Annotated in this window: 13 protein-coding genes; 8 read left to right on the forward strand and 5 right to left on the reverse strand. The window is 73.4% G+C overall.

Annotated features, from left to right (window positions below; all coding sequences use genetic code 11):
* Positions 1–111: 111 nt before the first annotated feature.
* On the reverse strand, positions 112–1,479 hold the full coding sequence (locus tag ABZU32_RS38560; protein ID WP_354931136.1) for a metallopeptidase TldD-related protein: 1,368 nt from the start codon (positions 1,477–1,479) through the stop codon (positions 112–114).
* Positions 1,476–2,975, reverse strand: a complete 1,500-nt coding sequence (locus ABZU32_RS38565; protein WP_354931139.1) for a TldD/PmbA family protein — start codon at positions 2,973–2,975, stop codon at positions 1,476–1,478. The genes ABZU32_RS38560 and ABZU32_RS38565 overlap by 4 nt, the downstream gene beginning before the upstream one ends.
* A 76-nt stretch (positions 2,976–3,051) precedes the next feature.
* Here ABZU32_RS38565 and fabG point away from each other — a divergent pair, with 76 nt between their 5' ends.
* Together fabG and fabI are read left to right on the forward strand one after the other, a co-directional pair.
* The gene (gene fabG, locus ABZU32_RS38570) at positions 3,052–3,756 is read left to right on the forward strand and encodes a 3-oxoacyl-ACP reductase FabG (RefSeq protein ID WP_354931141.1); all 705 of its coding nucleotides are present in this window, start codon (positions 3,052–3,054) and stop codon (positions 3,754–3,756) included.
* A 1-nt stretch (position 3,757) separates the two neighbouring features.
* Entirely contained in the window at positions 3,758–4,522 is a 765-nt protein-coding gene (gene fabI, locus ABZU32_RS38575) for an enoyl-ACP reductase FabI (protein ID WP_354845185.1), read from the forward strand.
* A 162-nt stretch (positions 4,523–4,684) separates the two neighbouring features.
* Here fabI and ABZU32_RS38580 read toward each other — a convergent pair whose 3' ends face one another.
* Together ABZU32_RS38580 and ABZU32_RS38585 are read right to left on the reverse strand one after the other, a co-directional pair.
* A complete protein-coding gene (locus ABZU32_RS38580) occupies positions 4,685–5,956 on the reverse strand; it encodes a hypothetical protein (protein WP_354931144.1) in 1,272 nt (423 codons plus the stop codon).
* Between the two features lie 188 nt (positions 5,957–6,144).
* Positions 6,145–7,095 carry an aldo/keto reductase gene (locus ABZU32_RS38585; RefSeq protein WP_354845191.1) on the reverse strand — a complete coding sequence of 317 codons (951 nt, stop codon included), beginning with the start codon at positions 7,093–7,095 and terminating at the stop codon, positions 6,145–6,147.
* A 154-nt stretch (positions 7,096–7,249) separates the two neighbouring features.
* Between ABZU32_RS38585 and ABZU32_RS38590 the strand changes: the two genes are divergently transcribed.
* From ABZU32_RS38590 to ABZU32_RS38610, 5 genes are all read left to right on the forward strand, one after another.
* Complete coding sequence (locus ABZU32_RS38590) at positions 7,250–8,071, forward strand: undecaprenyl-diphosphate phosphatase (protein WP_354931146.1); 822 nt, start codon at positions 7,250–7,252, stop codon at positions 8,069–8,071.
* 10 nt (positions 8,072–8,081) lie between these two features.
* Positions 8,082–8,795 (forward strand): histidine phosphatase family protein, encoded by a 714-nt coding sequence (locus ABZU32_RS38595; protein ID WP_354931148.1) that lies wholly within the window; start codon positions 8,082–8,084, stop codon positions 8,793–8,795.
* Between the two features lie 9 nt (positions 8,796–8,804).
* Positions 8,805–9,365: a DUF3090 domain-containing protein gene (locus ABZU32_RS38600; RefSeq protein ID WP_354931151.1), complete on the forward strand. Its 561-nt coding sequence runs from the start codon at positions 8,805–8,807 to the stop codon at positions 9,363–9,365.
* Positions 9,362–10,126, forward strand: coding sequence for an SCO1664 family protein (locus tag ABZU32_RS38605; RefSeq protein WP_354931154.1), 765 nt, complete (start codon positions 9,362–9,364; stop codon positions 10,124–10,126). The genes ABZU32_RS38600 and ABZU32_RS38605 overlap by 4 nt, the downstream gene beginning before the upstream one ends.
* 65 nt (positions 10,127–10,191) lie before the next feature.
* The gene (locus ABZU32_RS38610) at positions 10,192–10,944 is read left to right on the forward strand and encodes an NRDE family protein (RefSeq protein ID WP_354931157.1); all 753 of its coding nucleotides are present in this window, start codon (positions 10,192–10,194) and stop codon (positions 10,942–10,944) included.
* Here the strand turns inward: ABZU32_RS38610 and ABZU32_RS38615 are convergent.
* Positions 10,919–12,730 (reverse strand): protein kinase, encoded by a 1,812-nt coding sequence (locus ABZU32_RS38615; RefSeq protein WP_354931160.1) that lies wholly within the window; start codon positions 12,728–12,730, stop codon positions 10,919–10,921. The two genes, ABZU32_RS38610 and ABZU32_RS38615, sit on opposite strands and share 26 nt — an antisense overlap.
* 243 nt (positions 12,731–12,973) lie before the next feature.
* Between ABZU32_RS38615 and mshC the strand changes: the two genes are divergently transcribed.
* Complete coding sequence (gene mshC / locus ABZU32_RS38620) at positions 12,974–14,197, forward strand: cysteine--1-D-myo-inosityl 2-amino-2-deoxy-alpha-D-glucopyranoside ligase (protein WP_354931163.1); 1,224 nt, start codon at positions 12,974–12,976, stop codon at positions 14,195–14,197.
* The last annotated feature ends 146 nt before the right edge of the window (positions 14,198–14,343 follow it).

Consider the following 14,343-nt stretch of genomic DNA (forward strand, 5'->3'; position numbering starts at 1 on the left):
GCCGCCCGCGGCTCCGCCGGACCCCTGAGGCGACCTGGCGGTCCCGCGAGGGCCCCCTCGCGGGACGGCGGCGGCCCCGGCGCCGGACGTCCGGCACCGGGGGGAGGCGGATCAGCTCGCCTGGCTGACCGTCGACATGTTGAAGTCGGACACCCGCACCGGGGGCATGATCGTGCGGGTGAAGTAGTCGTTCCACTCGCGGGGGAGGGTCTGCTCCTCGCGGCCGATCTCGGTGAGCCGGCCCAGCAGGTCGACCGGGCTCTCGTTGAACCGGAAGTTGTTCACCTCGCCGACCACCTCGCCGTTCTCCACCAGGTAGACGCCGTCACGGGTGAGGCCGGTCAGCAGCAGCGACTGCGGGTCCACCTCGCGGATGTACCACAGGCAGGTCAGCAGCAGGCCGCGGTCGGTGGAGGCGATCATCTCCTCCAGCGAGCGCCCGCCCTCGGGCCCCGCCATGATCAGATTGTCGATCGCCGGGGTCGGCGCGAGCCCGGTCAGCTCGGCCGAGTGCCGGGTCTGCAGCAGCGCCGACAGCGACCCGTCACGGATCCAGTCGGTGCTCGCCAGGGGCAGCCCGTTGTCGAACACCGACCGCTCGCGGCTGCCGGCGTGGGCCACGACGAACGGCGCGCACTCGATGCCGGAGGCCGCGGGGTCGCTGTAGAGCCGCACCGGCGAGGCCGACAGCGACTCGCCGACGCGGGTGCCGCCCTCGGGACGGGAGAACACCGTGCGGCCGTCGGCGGCGTCCCTGGCCCCCGCCGACCAGTACAGGTAGATCATCAGGTCGGCGACCGCCGTGGGCGGGATCAGCGTCTCGTAGCGCCCCGCGGGCAGGGCGACCCGGCGCTTCGCCCAGTCGAGGCGCCGTCCGAGGGTCTCGTCCAGCGCGGCGACGTCCACGTCGGCGAAGTCGCGGGTGGCCACGCCGGTCCACGCCGAGCGGGTCATGTCGGGCGACTTGGCGTTGAGCTCCAGCCGGCCCGTCGGCTGGTCGTGACGCAGCCGCAGGCCGCTGGAGGAGCCGAGGAAGGTGGAGGCGACGATGTGCTCGGCGAAGCCGTACAGCCGGTGCCCGGCGGTCTCGGCCCCGGCGAACGCCTCACCGAGCGCGGGCGCGAACCGCTCGAACACCTCGATCGAGGTGGACGCGGCGGGATCGTCCCAGCCCTGCGAGCTGGTGCCGGCCACCAGCGGCCGGGCGTCCTCGGCGGGCGGCGCCTCGTGGGAGGCCAGGTCGGCCGCGGTGACCACGTCGGCGAGCTGGTCGGGGCGCACGGCAGACCGTGACACGACGCCGACGCCCTGACCGGTGATCGAGATGACGGTGAGCTGGGAGGAGCGGGCCACGCCGTTGGTGGTCAGCGTGTTGCCGGCGAAGCGGAGGTTCGCGGTGGACCCCTCGTCGACGATCACGACGCACTCGTCGGCCTTGCTGAGGGCAAGGGCGCGTTCGACGGTCTCCTGGGGAGTCACTTTCCACCCTCCTGAACGGTGTTGAGGATCTTGACCCCGCGGAACAGGGCCGAGGGGCACCCATGGCTGACCGGCGCCACCTGGCCGGGCTGGCCCTTGCCGCAGTTGAAGGCGCCGCCCAGCACGTAGGTCTGCGGGCCGCCGACGGCCTCCATGGACCGCCAGAAGTCGGTGGTGGTGGCCTGGTAGGCCACGTCCCGCACCTGGCCGGTGAGCCGGCCGCCCTCGATGCGGTAGAACCGCTGGCCGGTGAACTGGAAGTTGTACCGCTGCATGTCGATGGACCAGCTCTTGTCGCCCATGACGTAGATGCCGCGCTCGACCCGCGAGATCAGCTCGTCGGTCGAGGGGCCGTCCAGCGCGGGCTGGAGGGAGACGTTGGCCATCCGCTGGAGCGGGAAGTGGCCGGGGGAGTCGGCGAAGGCGCAGCCGTTGGAGGGGCCGAGCCCCTTCAGCAGCGCCATGCGCCGGTCGAGCTGGTAACCCACCAGCGTGCCGCCGCGCACGATGTCGAACTGGCGCGTCGCCACGCCCTCGTCGTCGTACCCGACCGACGCCAGGCCGTGCTCGGCGGTGCGGTCGCCGGTGACGTGCATGATCGGCGAGCCGTACTCGAGGGTGCCCAGACGGTCGAAGGTGGCGAAGCTCGTGCCCGCGTAGGCCGCCTCGTAGCCGAGCGCGCGGTCGAGCTCGGTGGCGTGGCCGATCGACTCGTGGATCGTCAGCCACAGGTTGGAGGGGTGGATCACCAGGTCGTACATCCCCGCCTCGACCGAGGGCGCCTTGAGCTTCTCCTCCAGCAGCTCGGGCAGCGTGGCGAGCTCGCCGGGGAAGTCCCACCCCGTCCCGGTGAGGTACTCGTAGCCGCGCCCCGTCGGCGGCGCGAGCGTGCGCATGTCGTCGAAGCGGCCGTCGGCCACGCGCATCACCGTGAGCACCGGGTGGATGCGCACCCGCTGCTGGGTGGCCTCGGTGCCCGCGGTGTCGGCGTAGAACTTCTGCTCCTTGACCTGCATGAGCGAGGCGGAGACGTGGTCCACCCGAGGGTCCTTCAGCAGGCCGGCCGACCAGTCGGCGAGCAGGGCGACCTTGTCCTTCATCGGCACGGAGAAGGGGTCGACGTCGTAGGGCGACACCCAGGTGACCTGGTCGTGCACCGGCTCGGGGGCCAGCGCGACAGGCTCGCGGTTGACGGCGGCGGCGACCCGGGCGACCTTGACGGCCTGATCGGCCACCTCGGCGGCGGCCTCCGGCGTCAGCTCGATGCCCGCGGCGAAGCCCCACGTGCCGTCGAGGATCACCCGGACGGCGTAGCCGAGGTCGTCGGCGTCCATGGAACCCTCGAGGCGGGAGTCGAACAGGCTGAGCGTCTCGCCGCGCACCCGTTCGAGACGGAAGTCGGCGTGTGCGGCGCCGAGCTCTCGGGCGCGCTGCAGGGCCGCGTCCGCCAGCCGCCTGAGCGGAAGGGCGAGGAAGTCGGGATCGATCTGGCGCATGTCCACGATCCTAGCCCTGTGATCTTGTACGGGGCGGATATGGGTTTACCTGCGAGTAAGCGATAGCGTCGTGCCCATGCCTCGATCAGTACTCGTAACCGGTGGCAACCGCGGGATCGGTCTCTCGATCGCCCGCGAGCTGGCCGCCGCCGGTGACGCCGTCGCAGTCACCTACCGCTCCGGAGAGCCCCCCGAGGGGCTGTTCGGCGTGAAGTGCGACGTCACCAGCTCCGAAGACGTCGACGTGGCCTTCTCCAAGGCCGAGGCCGAGCACGGGCCCGTCGAGATCGTGGTGGCCAACGCCGGTGTCACCCGGGACACCTTGCTGCCGCTGATGAAGGAAGACGCCTTCACCGACGTCATCGACACCAACCTCACCGGCGCCTACCGCGTCGCCAAGCGGGCCACCCGCGGCATGCTCCGCATGCGCCGGGGACGCATTGTGCTCGTCTCCTCCGTCGTCGCCATGCTCGGCTCGGCGGGCCAGACCAACTACGCCGCCTCCAAGGCCGGCCTCATCGGCTTCGGCCGCTCGCTGGCCCGTGAGCTCGGATCGCGCGGCATCACCGTCAACATCGTGGCGCCCGGCTTCGTCGAGACCGACATGACGGCCGCCCTGGACGCCGACCAGCAGAACGCCATCACGCGCAACATCCCGCTCGGCCGCGCCGCGACCGCGGCGGACATCGCGCGCGTGGTGAAGTTCCTGGTGAGCGACGACGCCGCCTACATCACCGGTGCGGTCATCCCGGTGGACGGCGGCCTTGGAATGGGGCACTGACATGGGAATCCTCGACGGCAAGCGCCTGCTCGTGACCGGCGTGCTCACCGACGCCTCCATCGCCTTCTCGGTCGCCAAGCTGGCCCAGGAGCAGGGCGCCACGATCGTGCTCACCGGCTTCGGCCGGCTCAGCCTGGTCGAGCGCATCGCCAAGCGCCTGCCCGAGCCGCCGCCGGTGATCGAGCTCGACGTGCAGAACACCGAGCACCTCGACACGCTCGCCGACCGCGTCGGCGAGCACCTCGGCGGTCTGGACGGCGTGGTGCACTCGATCGGCTTCGCGCCGCAGACGGCCCTCGGCGGCAACTTCCTCAACACCTCGTGGGAGGACGTCGCCACGGCCGTCCACGTCTCCACCTACTCCTTCAAGTCGCTGGCGGTCGCCTGCCTGCCGCTGATGAAGGAGGGCGGCGCCGTCGTCGGCCTCGACTTCGACGCCACCAAGGCGTGGCCGGTCTACGACTGGATGGGCGTGGCCAAGGCCGGCCTTGAGTCCTGCTCGCGCTACCTGGCGCGCGACCTCGGCAAGCACGGCATCCGGGTGAACCTCGTGGCGGCCGGGCCGCTGCGCACCATGGCCGCCAAGAGCATCCCCGGCTTCGCCGAGTTCGAGGACAGCTGGCCGGCCAAGGCCCCCCTGGGGTGGGATCTCACCGACACGGTGCCCGCCGCCAAGGCATGCCTCGCGCTGCTGTCCGACTGGTTCCCCGCCACCACCGGCGAGATCGTCCACGTCGACGGCGGCGTCCACGCCATCGGCGCCTGACGGAGGCAAGCAGGGGAGACCGCGGAGCCGGCCGTACGGCTCCGCGGCGGGCCGGAGACGGCCGCCCGCACCCCCGCCGCGGGGCGGGGTGACCGCTCGTTTCCGCCCCGCCGCGCGGCGGGGTGACCGCTCGCACTTCCATCCCGCCGCGCGGCGGGACGGTCAGGCGAGGCGGTGGCGTCCGTTGTCGGGGTGGCTCATGCCCTCGAAGGGCATCGACCTCGGCGCGTCGGAGTCCCGCCGCGACTGCACGATGCGGGCCGCGAGGATCGCCGAGGCCAGCAGCACGGCCGTCAGAGCCGTCCCCACGACGTCATAGGGCCTCTCCGGCACGGCGGTGCGGGCCCGCGGGTCGCCCAGCAGCGACGGCAGGGGCAGGCCGGGCCACAGCGGCACCAGCGGCGGCGACTCCACGTCGGCGGACGGCGGATGGGAGGCGCGGGCCGCGGGTGTGGCACGGTCCACGGGCGGGCCGGGCCGGTCGACGATCTGCGGCGGGCCCTGCTGCCCGGCCGGCGGCTCGCCGGGAGAGCGGTCCTTGCCGCCACCGCCACCGTGGTCGCCTCCGTGGTCGTCACCGTCGTCGTCGCCTCCGCGCGGCGTCGCGGACGGAGCGGCCGAGGGAGTGGAACGGTCCGCGTCCGTGCCCGTGGGGGGCTTGGACGTCGAAGGGCCCCCCTCCTCCCCGCAGTCGGCCGAGCCGACCAGGGGCAGGCAGTCGGTGTCGATGGGCACTCCGAGCAGATCGTCGTCGCCGGAGCCGTCGCGCGCCTCGCCGGGCGACGGTGACGGCTCCGCGTCCGGTGTGTCCGGTGTGTCCGGGGAGGCCGGCGCGGCCGTGGGCGAGGACCGGTGCCCGCGGCCGGTCAGCTTGTCAGCGGTCTTCTCGACCTGGTCGGTCAGGGGCTTCAGCCCGTCGCCGCCGAGGTCGGAGACGGTGTCGGTCACGGGCTTGAGCGCGTCGCCGGTCAGATCGCTCACGGCGTCGGTCAGCGGCTTGAGGCCGTCGCGGGGCGGCCCCGCCGCACCCTCCTCCGGTTCGCGCTCTCGGTCCGAGAGGCCGGACCCGGTCTCGGACCTGGCGCCCGTGCCGGTCCCGGTGCCGGACCCCGTGCCGGTCCCAGGCTCAGTGCCGGTGCCGGACGCCGTGCCGGTCGCCTTGCCGGTCCCGGTCCCGGTCGCGGTGCCGGTCGCCGTGCCGGTCCCGGACTCGGCGCCGGTTACCGGCTTGCCGGCGCCCGCGCCGGGGACGCCGACCTGGTCCAGCAGGTCGCACACGCCTCCGGTGAGGCCGGACAGGGCCGCCCCGCCCCGCTCGCAGCCGTGCGCGCCCGTCGCCGAGCCGGCCGCCGGCGCGGCCACCAGCAGCGCGGTTCCGCTCGCCAGCGCCAGCGTCAGCGCTCCCGCCGAGATGGCGGTCGTGCTTTTGCGCATGGTCCCTCCATCGTCTGCGCATGCGAAGAAGACGCGGGCTCCCCTCCCGCGGTCCTCATGACCATCGTGTGTGGCACCACGCCGGTCTTTCCATGACAAGGTGCGATTCGGTACCGAGTAGTGATACGCGAGCCGCATTCCTGTTCGATGGCCGCCGGTCCCGGCCGCGGCGGCCGGGGGCGGGCGTATCAGGGGTCGACGGCCGAGACGTCGTCGAGCGCCTCACGGATCTCCACGGGCAGCGTGAGCTCCTCCGCCTGCAGCACCCCCTTCAGCTGGGCGTGCGTGCGCGCCCCGACGATCGCCGCCGCCACGCCCGGCTGGTCGCGAACCCACGACAGCGCCACCGCGAGCGGCGACGCCCCGAGCCCCTCGGCCGCCGTGGTGACCGACTCGACGACCCGGCGGCACCGCTCGTCGAGGTAGGGCTGCACGAAGTCGGCGAAGTGCGGCGTCGCGGCCCGCGAGTCGGCGGGGATGCCCACGCGGTACTTGCCGGTCAGCACCCCGCGCCCGAGCGGCGACCAGGCCAGCACCCCGGCGCCGACGTGCTCGGCCGCGGCCAGCACCTCACGCTCGGGGTCCCTGGCCAGCAGGGAGTACTCGACCTGGGCCGAGACGATCGGCGCGCGCCCCGGCGCCGAGCGCTGCCACACGCCCGCCGCCGCAAGCTGCCACGCCGCGTAGTTGCAGACCCCCGCGTACACCGCGCGGCCGGAGGCGACGGCCGTGTCGACCGCCGCCAGGGTCTCCTCCAGCGGCACCTCGGCGTCGAAGGCGTGCAACTGCCACAGGTCCACCTCGTCGACGCCCAGGCGGGCGAGGGAGGCGTCGAGCGCGGACAGCAGGCCGCGGCGCGAGCCGTCACGCGAGCGGTGGCCGTGCGGCGTCAGGACGGCCTTGGTCGCGACGACCATCTGCGACCGCGGCACCGAGTCGCGCAGCAGGCGGCCGAGCAGACGCTCGGCGTCGCCGCCCGCGTAGACGTCGGCGGTGTCGACCAGGGTGCCCCCGGCGTCGGCGAAGGCGACGAGCTGCGCGGCGGCCTCCTCCGCGCCGGTGTCGCGCCCCCAGGTCATGGTGCCGAGCCCCACCCGCGACACCGAAAGACCGCTGCGCCCGACCATTCGCTGATCCATGATCCGGCCAGGCTACCGTGTCGGAACCTCTCACCCGGGCCGATACCGCACGACGCGCCTTGCCCGCGCGGTGCGGGGCGCCGGCGGATCCTCACCGATTCCCGCACGCCCCTGCCTGCCCGCGCCGCCCGCCTGCCCTAGGCTGGCGCGCACTATGGACGCACTGCAAGCCATCGTGCTGGGCATCGTGCAGGGGCTCACCGAGTTCCTGCCCATCTCCAGCTCCGCCCACCTGCTCATCGTCCCGCGGCTGTTCGGCTGGGGGGACCCGGGAGCGGCGTTCACCGCGGTGATCCAGCTCGGCACGATGCTGGCCGTGGTCATCTACTTCTGGCGCGACATCGTGCGCATCATGTGGACCTGGCTGCGGAGCCTGTGGACCCCGGAGCTGCGCGGTGAGATGGACGCCCGCATGGGCTGGTACATCGGCCTCGGCACCATCCCGCTCGGCCTGCTCGGCGTGGTGTTCAAAGACCAGATCGAGGGCCCGGCCCGCAACCTGTGGATCAACGCGACCGTTCTGATCGTCTTCGGCCTGCTCCTGCTGCTGGCCGAGCAGATCGGCCGGCAGCGCACCCCGATCGGCGAGCTGACGCTGAGGCAGGGCCTGATCATCGGGGGGTTCCAGGCGCTCGCCCTGGTGCCGGGGGCCTCGCGCTCGGGGTCCACCATCACCGGCGGGCTCTTCCTCGGCTTCACCCGCGAGGCGGCGGCCCGCTACTCCTTCCTGCTGTCCATCCCCGCCGTGGTGCTGTCGGGGCTGTTCGAGCTGCGCGACGTCGGCGCGGGCGGCGGACCCGACCTGGTGCCGACCATCATCGCCACCGTCGTGTCGTTCGTCGTGGGATACGCGTCGATCGCCTGGTTGCTCAGTTACATCACGCGACACTCCATGATGGTTTTTGTCACCTATCGCGTCTTCATCGGGGCGTTTCTGCTGACACTGTTGTCTCTAGGGGTGATCACGGCGCAATAAGCTTGGCTTTGTGACCACTTTGCTTCTGGTGCGGCACGGTCTCACCGCGATGACCGGGCCGGTCCTCGCGGGGTGGACCCCCGGGGTCCATCTGAGCGAGCCGGGCCGCGCCCAGGCCGAGGCCCTCGCCGCCCGCCTGGCGCCCCTGAGCCTGGACGCCATCGTCTCCAGCCCGCTCGAACGCTGCCAGGAGACCGCCCGCGCGATCCTCGCCGGACGCGACGGGCTCGAGATCGCCTCCGACGACCGCTTCGGCGAGTGCGGGTACGGCGAGTGGACCGGGCGCCCGCTGAAGGAACTGGCCGAGGAGCCGCTCTGGCGGGTGGTGCAGCAGCACCCGAGCGCGGCGGTGTTCCCCGGTGGCGAGTCGCTGGCCGGCGTCCAGCGCCGCGCGGTCGCCGCCGTGCGCCACTGGAACGCCAAGCTCGGCGACGAGGCCGTCTATCTGGTGTGCAGTCACGGCGACGTCATCAAGGCGATCGTCGCCGACGCGATGGGCGCTCACCTCGACCAGTTCCAGCGCATCACGGCCGACCCCGCCTCCCTCACCGTGATCCGCTACACGGCCCTTCGTCCTTTCGTCCTGAGAGTCAACGACGTAGGCGGCGGGGTGGAGAATCTTCTACCCCCGCCCGCCCCGGCCGAGGGTTCGGCGGGGGAAGACGGGGGAGAAAAGTTCACCGGGAGCGACGCCGCTGTCGGCGGCGGAGCCGGGACCACGTAAGGTCGGGCTATGCCGGTCTTCGACTACGATCCGCCAGAGAGGTTCGTGGCCGGTGCCGTTGGGCAACCGGGGTCACGCGCCTTCTTCCTGCAAGCCCGTGGTCAGGGGCGCATGACGACCGTGGGCCTGGAGAAGTTCCAGGTGGCGGTGCTGGCCGATCGCCTCGACGAGCTGCTCGACGAGGTGCTGCGCCGCAGCGGCGGCACCGCCCCGGTGCCGGCGATGGCGCCGGTCGAGCTCTCCGACAAGGCCCCCCTCGACCTGCCCATCGATGAGGACTTCCGAGTCGGCACCATGGCCCTCGCGTGGGACCCCGACACCTCCCAGGTGGTCATCGAGGCCAAAGAGGTCGACGACGAGGAAGAGGAAGCAGAGACGATCGACGACGACCGTCCCGACTCCGCCGTCCTGCGCGTGCACATCACCGCCGCCGAGGCCCGCGCGTTCACCCAGCGGGCACTCGAGATCGTCGCGGCGGGCCGTCCGCCCTGCCCGCTGTGCGGGCAGCCACTGGACGCCGACGGGCACATCTGCGTGCGTCTCAACGGCCACCGGGGGGACCGCACGTGAGTGCAGAGAGCGACCCCCGGCTCAGCAGCATCCCCGGCGCGTCCGGGCTGGACGACGTCACCGCCCTGCGCCTGCTTCGCGAGGGCACCATCGAGGTCGCCGGCCGGCTGGTCGAGGCGACCAACATGACGCTCTACTGCTCGATCCGCCTGGACGGGGTCGTCGCCGAGTGCGTGTACAAGCCGGTCAGGGGCGAGCGTCCTTTGTGGGACTTCCCCGACGGCACGCTCGCCGCGCGCGAGGTCGCCGCCTTCGAGGTCTCGGCGGCCACCGGCTGGCGCATCGTGCCGCCGAGCGTCTACCGCGAGGGGCCGTTCGGCCCCGGCATGTGCCAGCTGTGGATCGACACCGACCCCGAGACCGACCTCATGGCCCTGATCCGCGGCCGCAACCCGGCGCTGCGCCGCATGGCCATCTTCGACGCGGTGGTCAACAACGCCGACCGCAAGGGCGGCCACCTGCTTCCCCTGCCCGACGGGCACATCTACGGCGTCGACCACGGCGTCTGCTTCTCCGCCGAGGACAAGCTGCGCACCGTGCTGTGGCAGTGGCGCGGCAAGCCCCTGCCGCGCGAGGCGGTGAACGTCCTGGCCCGCCTCGAACGCGACATCGAGCGGGGCCGGCTCGGCCGGCGGCTGCGCGAGCTGCTGACGCTCGCCGAGGTCGAGGCCACCTGGGACCGCGTGCGCCGCCTGCTCAGCACCGGCGTCCACCCTTCCCCGTCGGAGGACTGGCCCGCGATTCCCTGGCCGCCCATCTAGTCGTCCCGCCGGGGCCGTACCCTTCGTGAGATGTGTCCATCTCTACCGGTATGGAGGGAACGGGCGTGTGCACGGTCATCGTGAGCGTCGAACCCGGCGCGGAGACTCCGGTGGTGCTGGCCGGAGTGCGTGACGAGATACTCAACCGGCCATGGGAGCCGCCCGCGGCGCACTGGCCGCGGTACCCCTCTCTGGTCGGTGGGCGTGACCTTCTGGCCGGCGGCACCTGGCTGGCCGTCGACCCCGGCGGCCCGCGGGTCGCGGCGCTGCTGAACGGGTGCGGCGACGCGGCGCCCGAGCCGATCCGCAGGTCCCGCGGCGACCTGCCGCTGAAGGCGGCGGCCGAGGGCGGGCCGCCCGACGGCGACCTGTCCTGCTACGACCCCTTCCACCTGCTCGTCGCCGACGCCGGCGGCGTGCGGCTGTGGAGCTGGGACGGCCACGCCGTGAGCGAGGCCACCTTCCCCGCCGGCACCCACATCGTGGTCAACAGCGGCTGGGAGAGCGACGACGCCGACCCCCGCGTGGCGTTCTTCCGGCCGCGCTTCGCCTCGGCCGCGCGCCCGTCGGCGGGCGGCGCCGACGAGCCGGCATGGGAGCGGTGGCGGCGGCTGGCCTCGGGGGCGGGGCTGGAGGTCTCCGACCCCAGGGCGCTGGTGGTCCGCCGGGAGCTGCCGGACGGGCGCGTGTGGGGCACCTCGTCGATCACCCTGGTCGCCCTCGGCGCCGGGGAGCCGCGCTACGACTTCTGCCCGCGCCCCGGCGACCCCGCATCCTGGTACCGGGTCCCGCTCAGCACAGGATCCCGCCCCAGATGATCGTCACGGTCCTGCTGCCCCCGTTGGAGGTGAAGCGGACCTTGGACGTGCTGCAGTACGGGGTGCCGTAAGCGGTGATCGTCGCCGAGCTGCCCGCCCTGATGCGGCCGCGCGTGGTGCTGAGCACGCCGCCCTCGCTGATGGAGGCGCGCCAGGTCACCGCCCCGCGCGGCGCCCGCAGCTTGATGTTCACGTAGGAGATGTAGTCCGAGGCGACCCGGATGCGGGCCGGGCTGACCCGCAGCAGCGGCCTGGCCGCCCGCGTCGGCGGCGTGCGCGGGGTCGGCTCGGGCTTGTCGCTCGGCTTCGGCGTCGTTCTGGCCGGCGAGGGGATCGGGGTGGGGGCGTCGGTCACCGGCGGGGAGGACGTCTCGCCGGGGATCAGCGAGTTCGACGAGGTGGCGGGCGCCGGGGGCGGCGGCGCCGCCCCGGGGGACTGGGTCTTCGGCCCCCCGCCGGAGGCGGTGGAGACGATCGCGACGGCGGCGGCCAGCGCGACCACCCCGGCCACCGCCGCGATAACCCGGTCGCGGCGCCCGCGCAGCCGCTCCCGGGCGAGCGGGCGCCGGTCGCCCGGATTGGGCGGCGAGCCGCCCTCGCCCGGCGGGCCGAGATGCCATGCCGGGCCCGCCGCCGCGCCGGCCCGGTCCGCGCCGGTCGGGAATGCTGGATGACCGGCGGTCTGTCCGGCGCTCTGGCCGGTGACCGGCCGGCCCGGTCCGAGTGGGGGGATGGGGCCGGTCGCGGCCGGGTCCGGGGAGAGCCGGTCGCCGCCCGGCGACGGCAGCGCGCCACCGGCCTGCGACGCGGCAGGAAAGGCCGGCGACGAAGGCGGCCCGCCCGGCAGCCCGGCCTGCGGCGGCGGGCCGGGCTGGCGTGCCTGCGCGGATCGCCCCGGCGTCGGTATGGCGGGCCGCGGGCTCAGCGGGATCGGCCCCCCGTAGGCGGGCTGCGCCCCGGGCCCGGGCCCCGGCGGGGGAGCACCGGGCGTCCAGGCGGGGCCCTGCGGCGCGGGGGTGACCCGAGGCGAGGGGCCGAGGTCGACGCCCTCCAGCCGGGCCAGCAGCTCCCGCGCGGCCGGCCGCCTGGCCGGGTTCCGGTCCAGGCAGGCGGTGACGGCGTCCAGCAGCGTCCCGCTCAGCGCGGACAGGTCGGGCACGCCGTTCAGGATGCGGTTGACCACCGCGGGCACCGAGTCCTGGCCGAACGGCGCCCGGCCGGTCGCCGCGTAGACGATCATGCCCGCCCAGGCGAACATGTCGCTCTCGGGGCCCGGGATCGTGGCCGCCAGGTGCTCGGGCGCGCTGAACGGGGACGCGCCCGCGAACCCGCCCGCCGCGAGCGGGCGTTCGAGCACCCGGCCGATGGCGAAGTCGATGACCTGCGGGCCCTGCGTGCCGAGCAGCACGCTCGACGGCCCGAAGTCGCCGTGCGCCGCCCCCGCCTGGTGGATGGCCGTCAGCGCCGTCAGCGTGCCGAGCGCGATCTGCGACAGCTCCTCCGTCGAGCGGGGACCCTGACGCTCGACGACCTTCCACAGGGAGGTTCCGTCGACGTACTCGCTGGCGTAGTACAACCGCCCGTCGTGCAGGCCGTAGGCCAGGACACGGGCCACGCGCGGGCCGGTCACCCGCTGGGCGCGGCGCAGTTCGACGCCGAACGAGCGCCGCACCTGCTCCTCGTCGGAGAAGCGCCGGTGCAGCAGCTTCACCGCCACCCGCGCGCCGGACTCGGTCTCGGCGGCGTACACGATGCCCTGGCCGCCCTCGCCGATCCGTCCCGTCACCCGGTAGGAGGCGATGGTCGGGGGATCGGTGGGCCCCAAGGGCCGTGACGGCGGCAATCGATCTCTCCCTAGGCGTGCGGACGGACAGGTGCCGGCGCCCCCTCTACCCACGGCGGCAAGATTCTGCCACGTTGGAACGGTACGAAGTACGGTTTTGTGTCATCGTTCCCGTGCGGCACCAGCGCCTCAAATCGGACACCCCGGGGTGATCGCACCACTCGGCCGCATGGATAGGCTCAGGACATGCAATCGTGGTCTGCTCCCGAGATCCCTTCGCTGCCCGGCGCCGGTCTCCCGCTCCGGCTCCATGACACCTCGGCCCGGGGGGTCAGAGAGACCTCCCCGGGGCCCACGGCGCGGATGTACGTCTGCGGCATCACGCCCTACGACGCCACCCATCTCGGGCACGCCAACACCTACCTCGCCTTCGACCTGGCCGGCAGGATGTGGCGGGACGCCGGCCACGCCGTGCACTACACCCAGAACGCCACCGACGTGGACGACCCCCTGCTCGAACGCGCCCAGCAGACCGGCGTCGACTGGCAGGAGCTGGCCGCCAAGGAGATCGAGCTCTTCCGCACCGACATGGAGGCGCTGCGCATCATCCCGCCGGACGACTACGTCGGCGTCACCGAGGTCGTCGACCAGGTGGCCGAGCTCATCGGCCGGCTGAAGGACAAGGGCGCCACCTACGAGGTGGACGGCGACGTCTACTTCTCGGTCGCCGCCGCCCCCAAGTTCGGCGCCGTCTCCGGTTACTCCGAGGAGCGGATGCTGGAGCTGTTCGCCGAGCGCGGCGGCGACCCCGACCGGCCGGGCAAGCGCAACCCGCTCGACTGGCTGCTGTGGCGGGGCCGGCGTCCCGGCGAGCCGTCCTGGCCCTCGCCGCTCGGCCCCGGCCGTCCCGGCTGGCACGTCGAGTGCACCACGATCGCGCTGAACCGCCTCGGCAGCGGGTTCGACGTCTCCGGCGGCGGCACCGACCTGATCTTCCCGCACCACGAGATGGGCGCCAGCGAAGGGCACATCGCCACAGGAGAGTGGCCCTTCGCCCGGGCCTACGTGCACGCGGGCATGGTCGGCCTCGACGGTGAGAAGATGTCCAAGTCGCGGGGCAACCTGGTCTTCGTGCACCGGCTGCGCGCCGAGCACGACCCCATGGCGGTGCGGCTGGCGCTGCTCGCCCACCACTACCGCGAAGACTGGGAGTGGACCGGCGACCAGATCGACACCGCGACGGCGCGGCTGGCCCGCTGGCGCTCGGCCGTCGACCGCTCCGCGGGCCCCGACGCCGGGCCGGTGCTCCAGGGCGTCCGCGAGCGGATGGCCGACGACCTGGACGCGCCCGGCGCGCTCGAGATCATCGACGCCTGGGCGACCCGGGCCCTCGCGGGGGAGGGCGAGGACCCCGACGCCCCCGCTCTCGTCCGAGCCACCACCGACACCCTCCTCGGCATCGCCCTCTGACCCACCCCACCCCCCGGCCACGCCCACCTGACAAACCACGCCAGCGGCGCCGACCCAGCAAGCCCGGCCGGCCATGCCGACCTGGCAAGCTTCGCCGGTGGCGCCGACCTGGTGCGGTGATCACATGCGTTCACCGGGTGCGGCTC

The organism is Sphaerisporangium sp. NPDC005288 (assembly GCF_040607475.1).
In the GTDB taxonomy this organism is placed as follows: Bacteria; Actinomycetota; Actinomycetes; order Streptosporangiales; family Streptosporangiaceae; genus Sphaerisporangium; species Sphaerisporangium rhizosphaerae.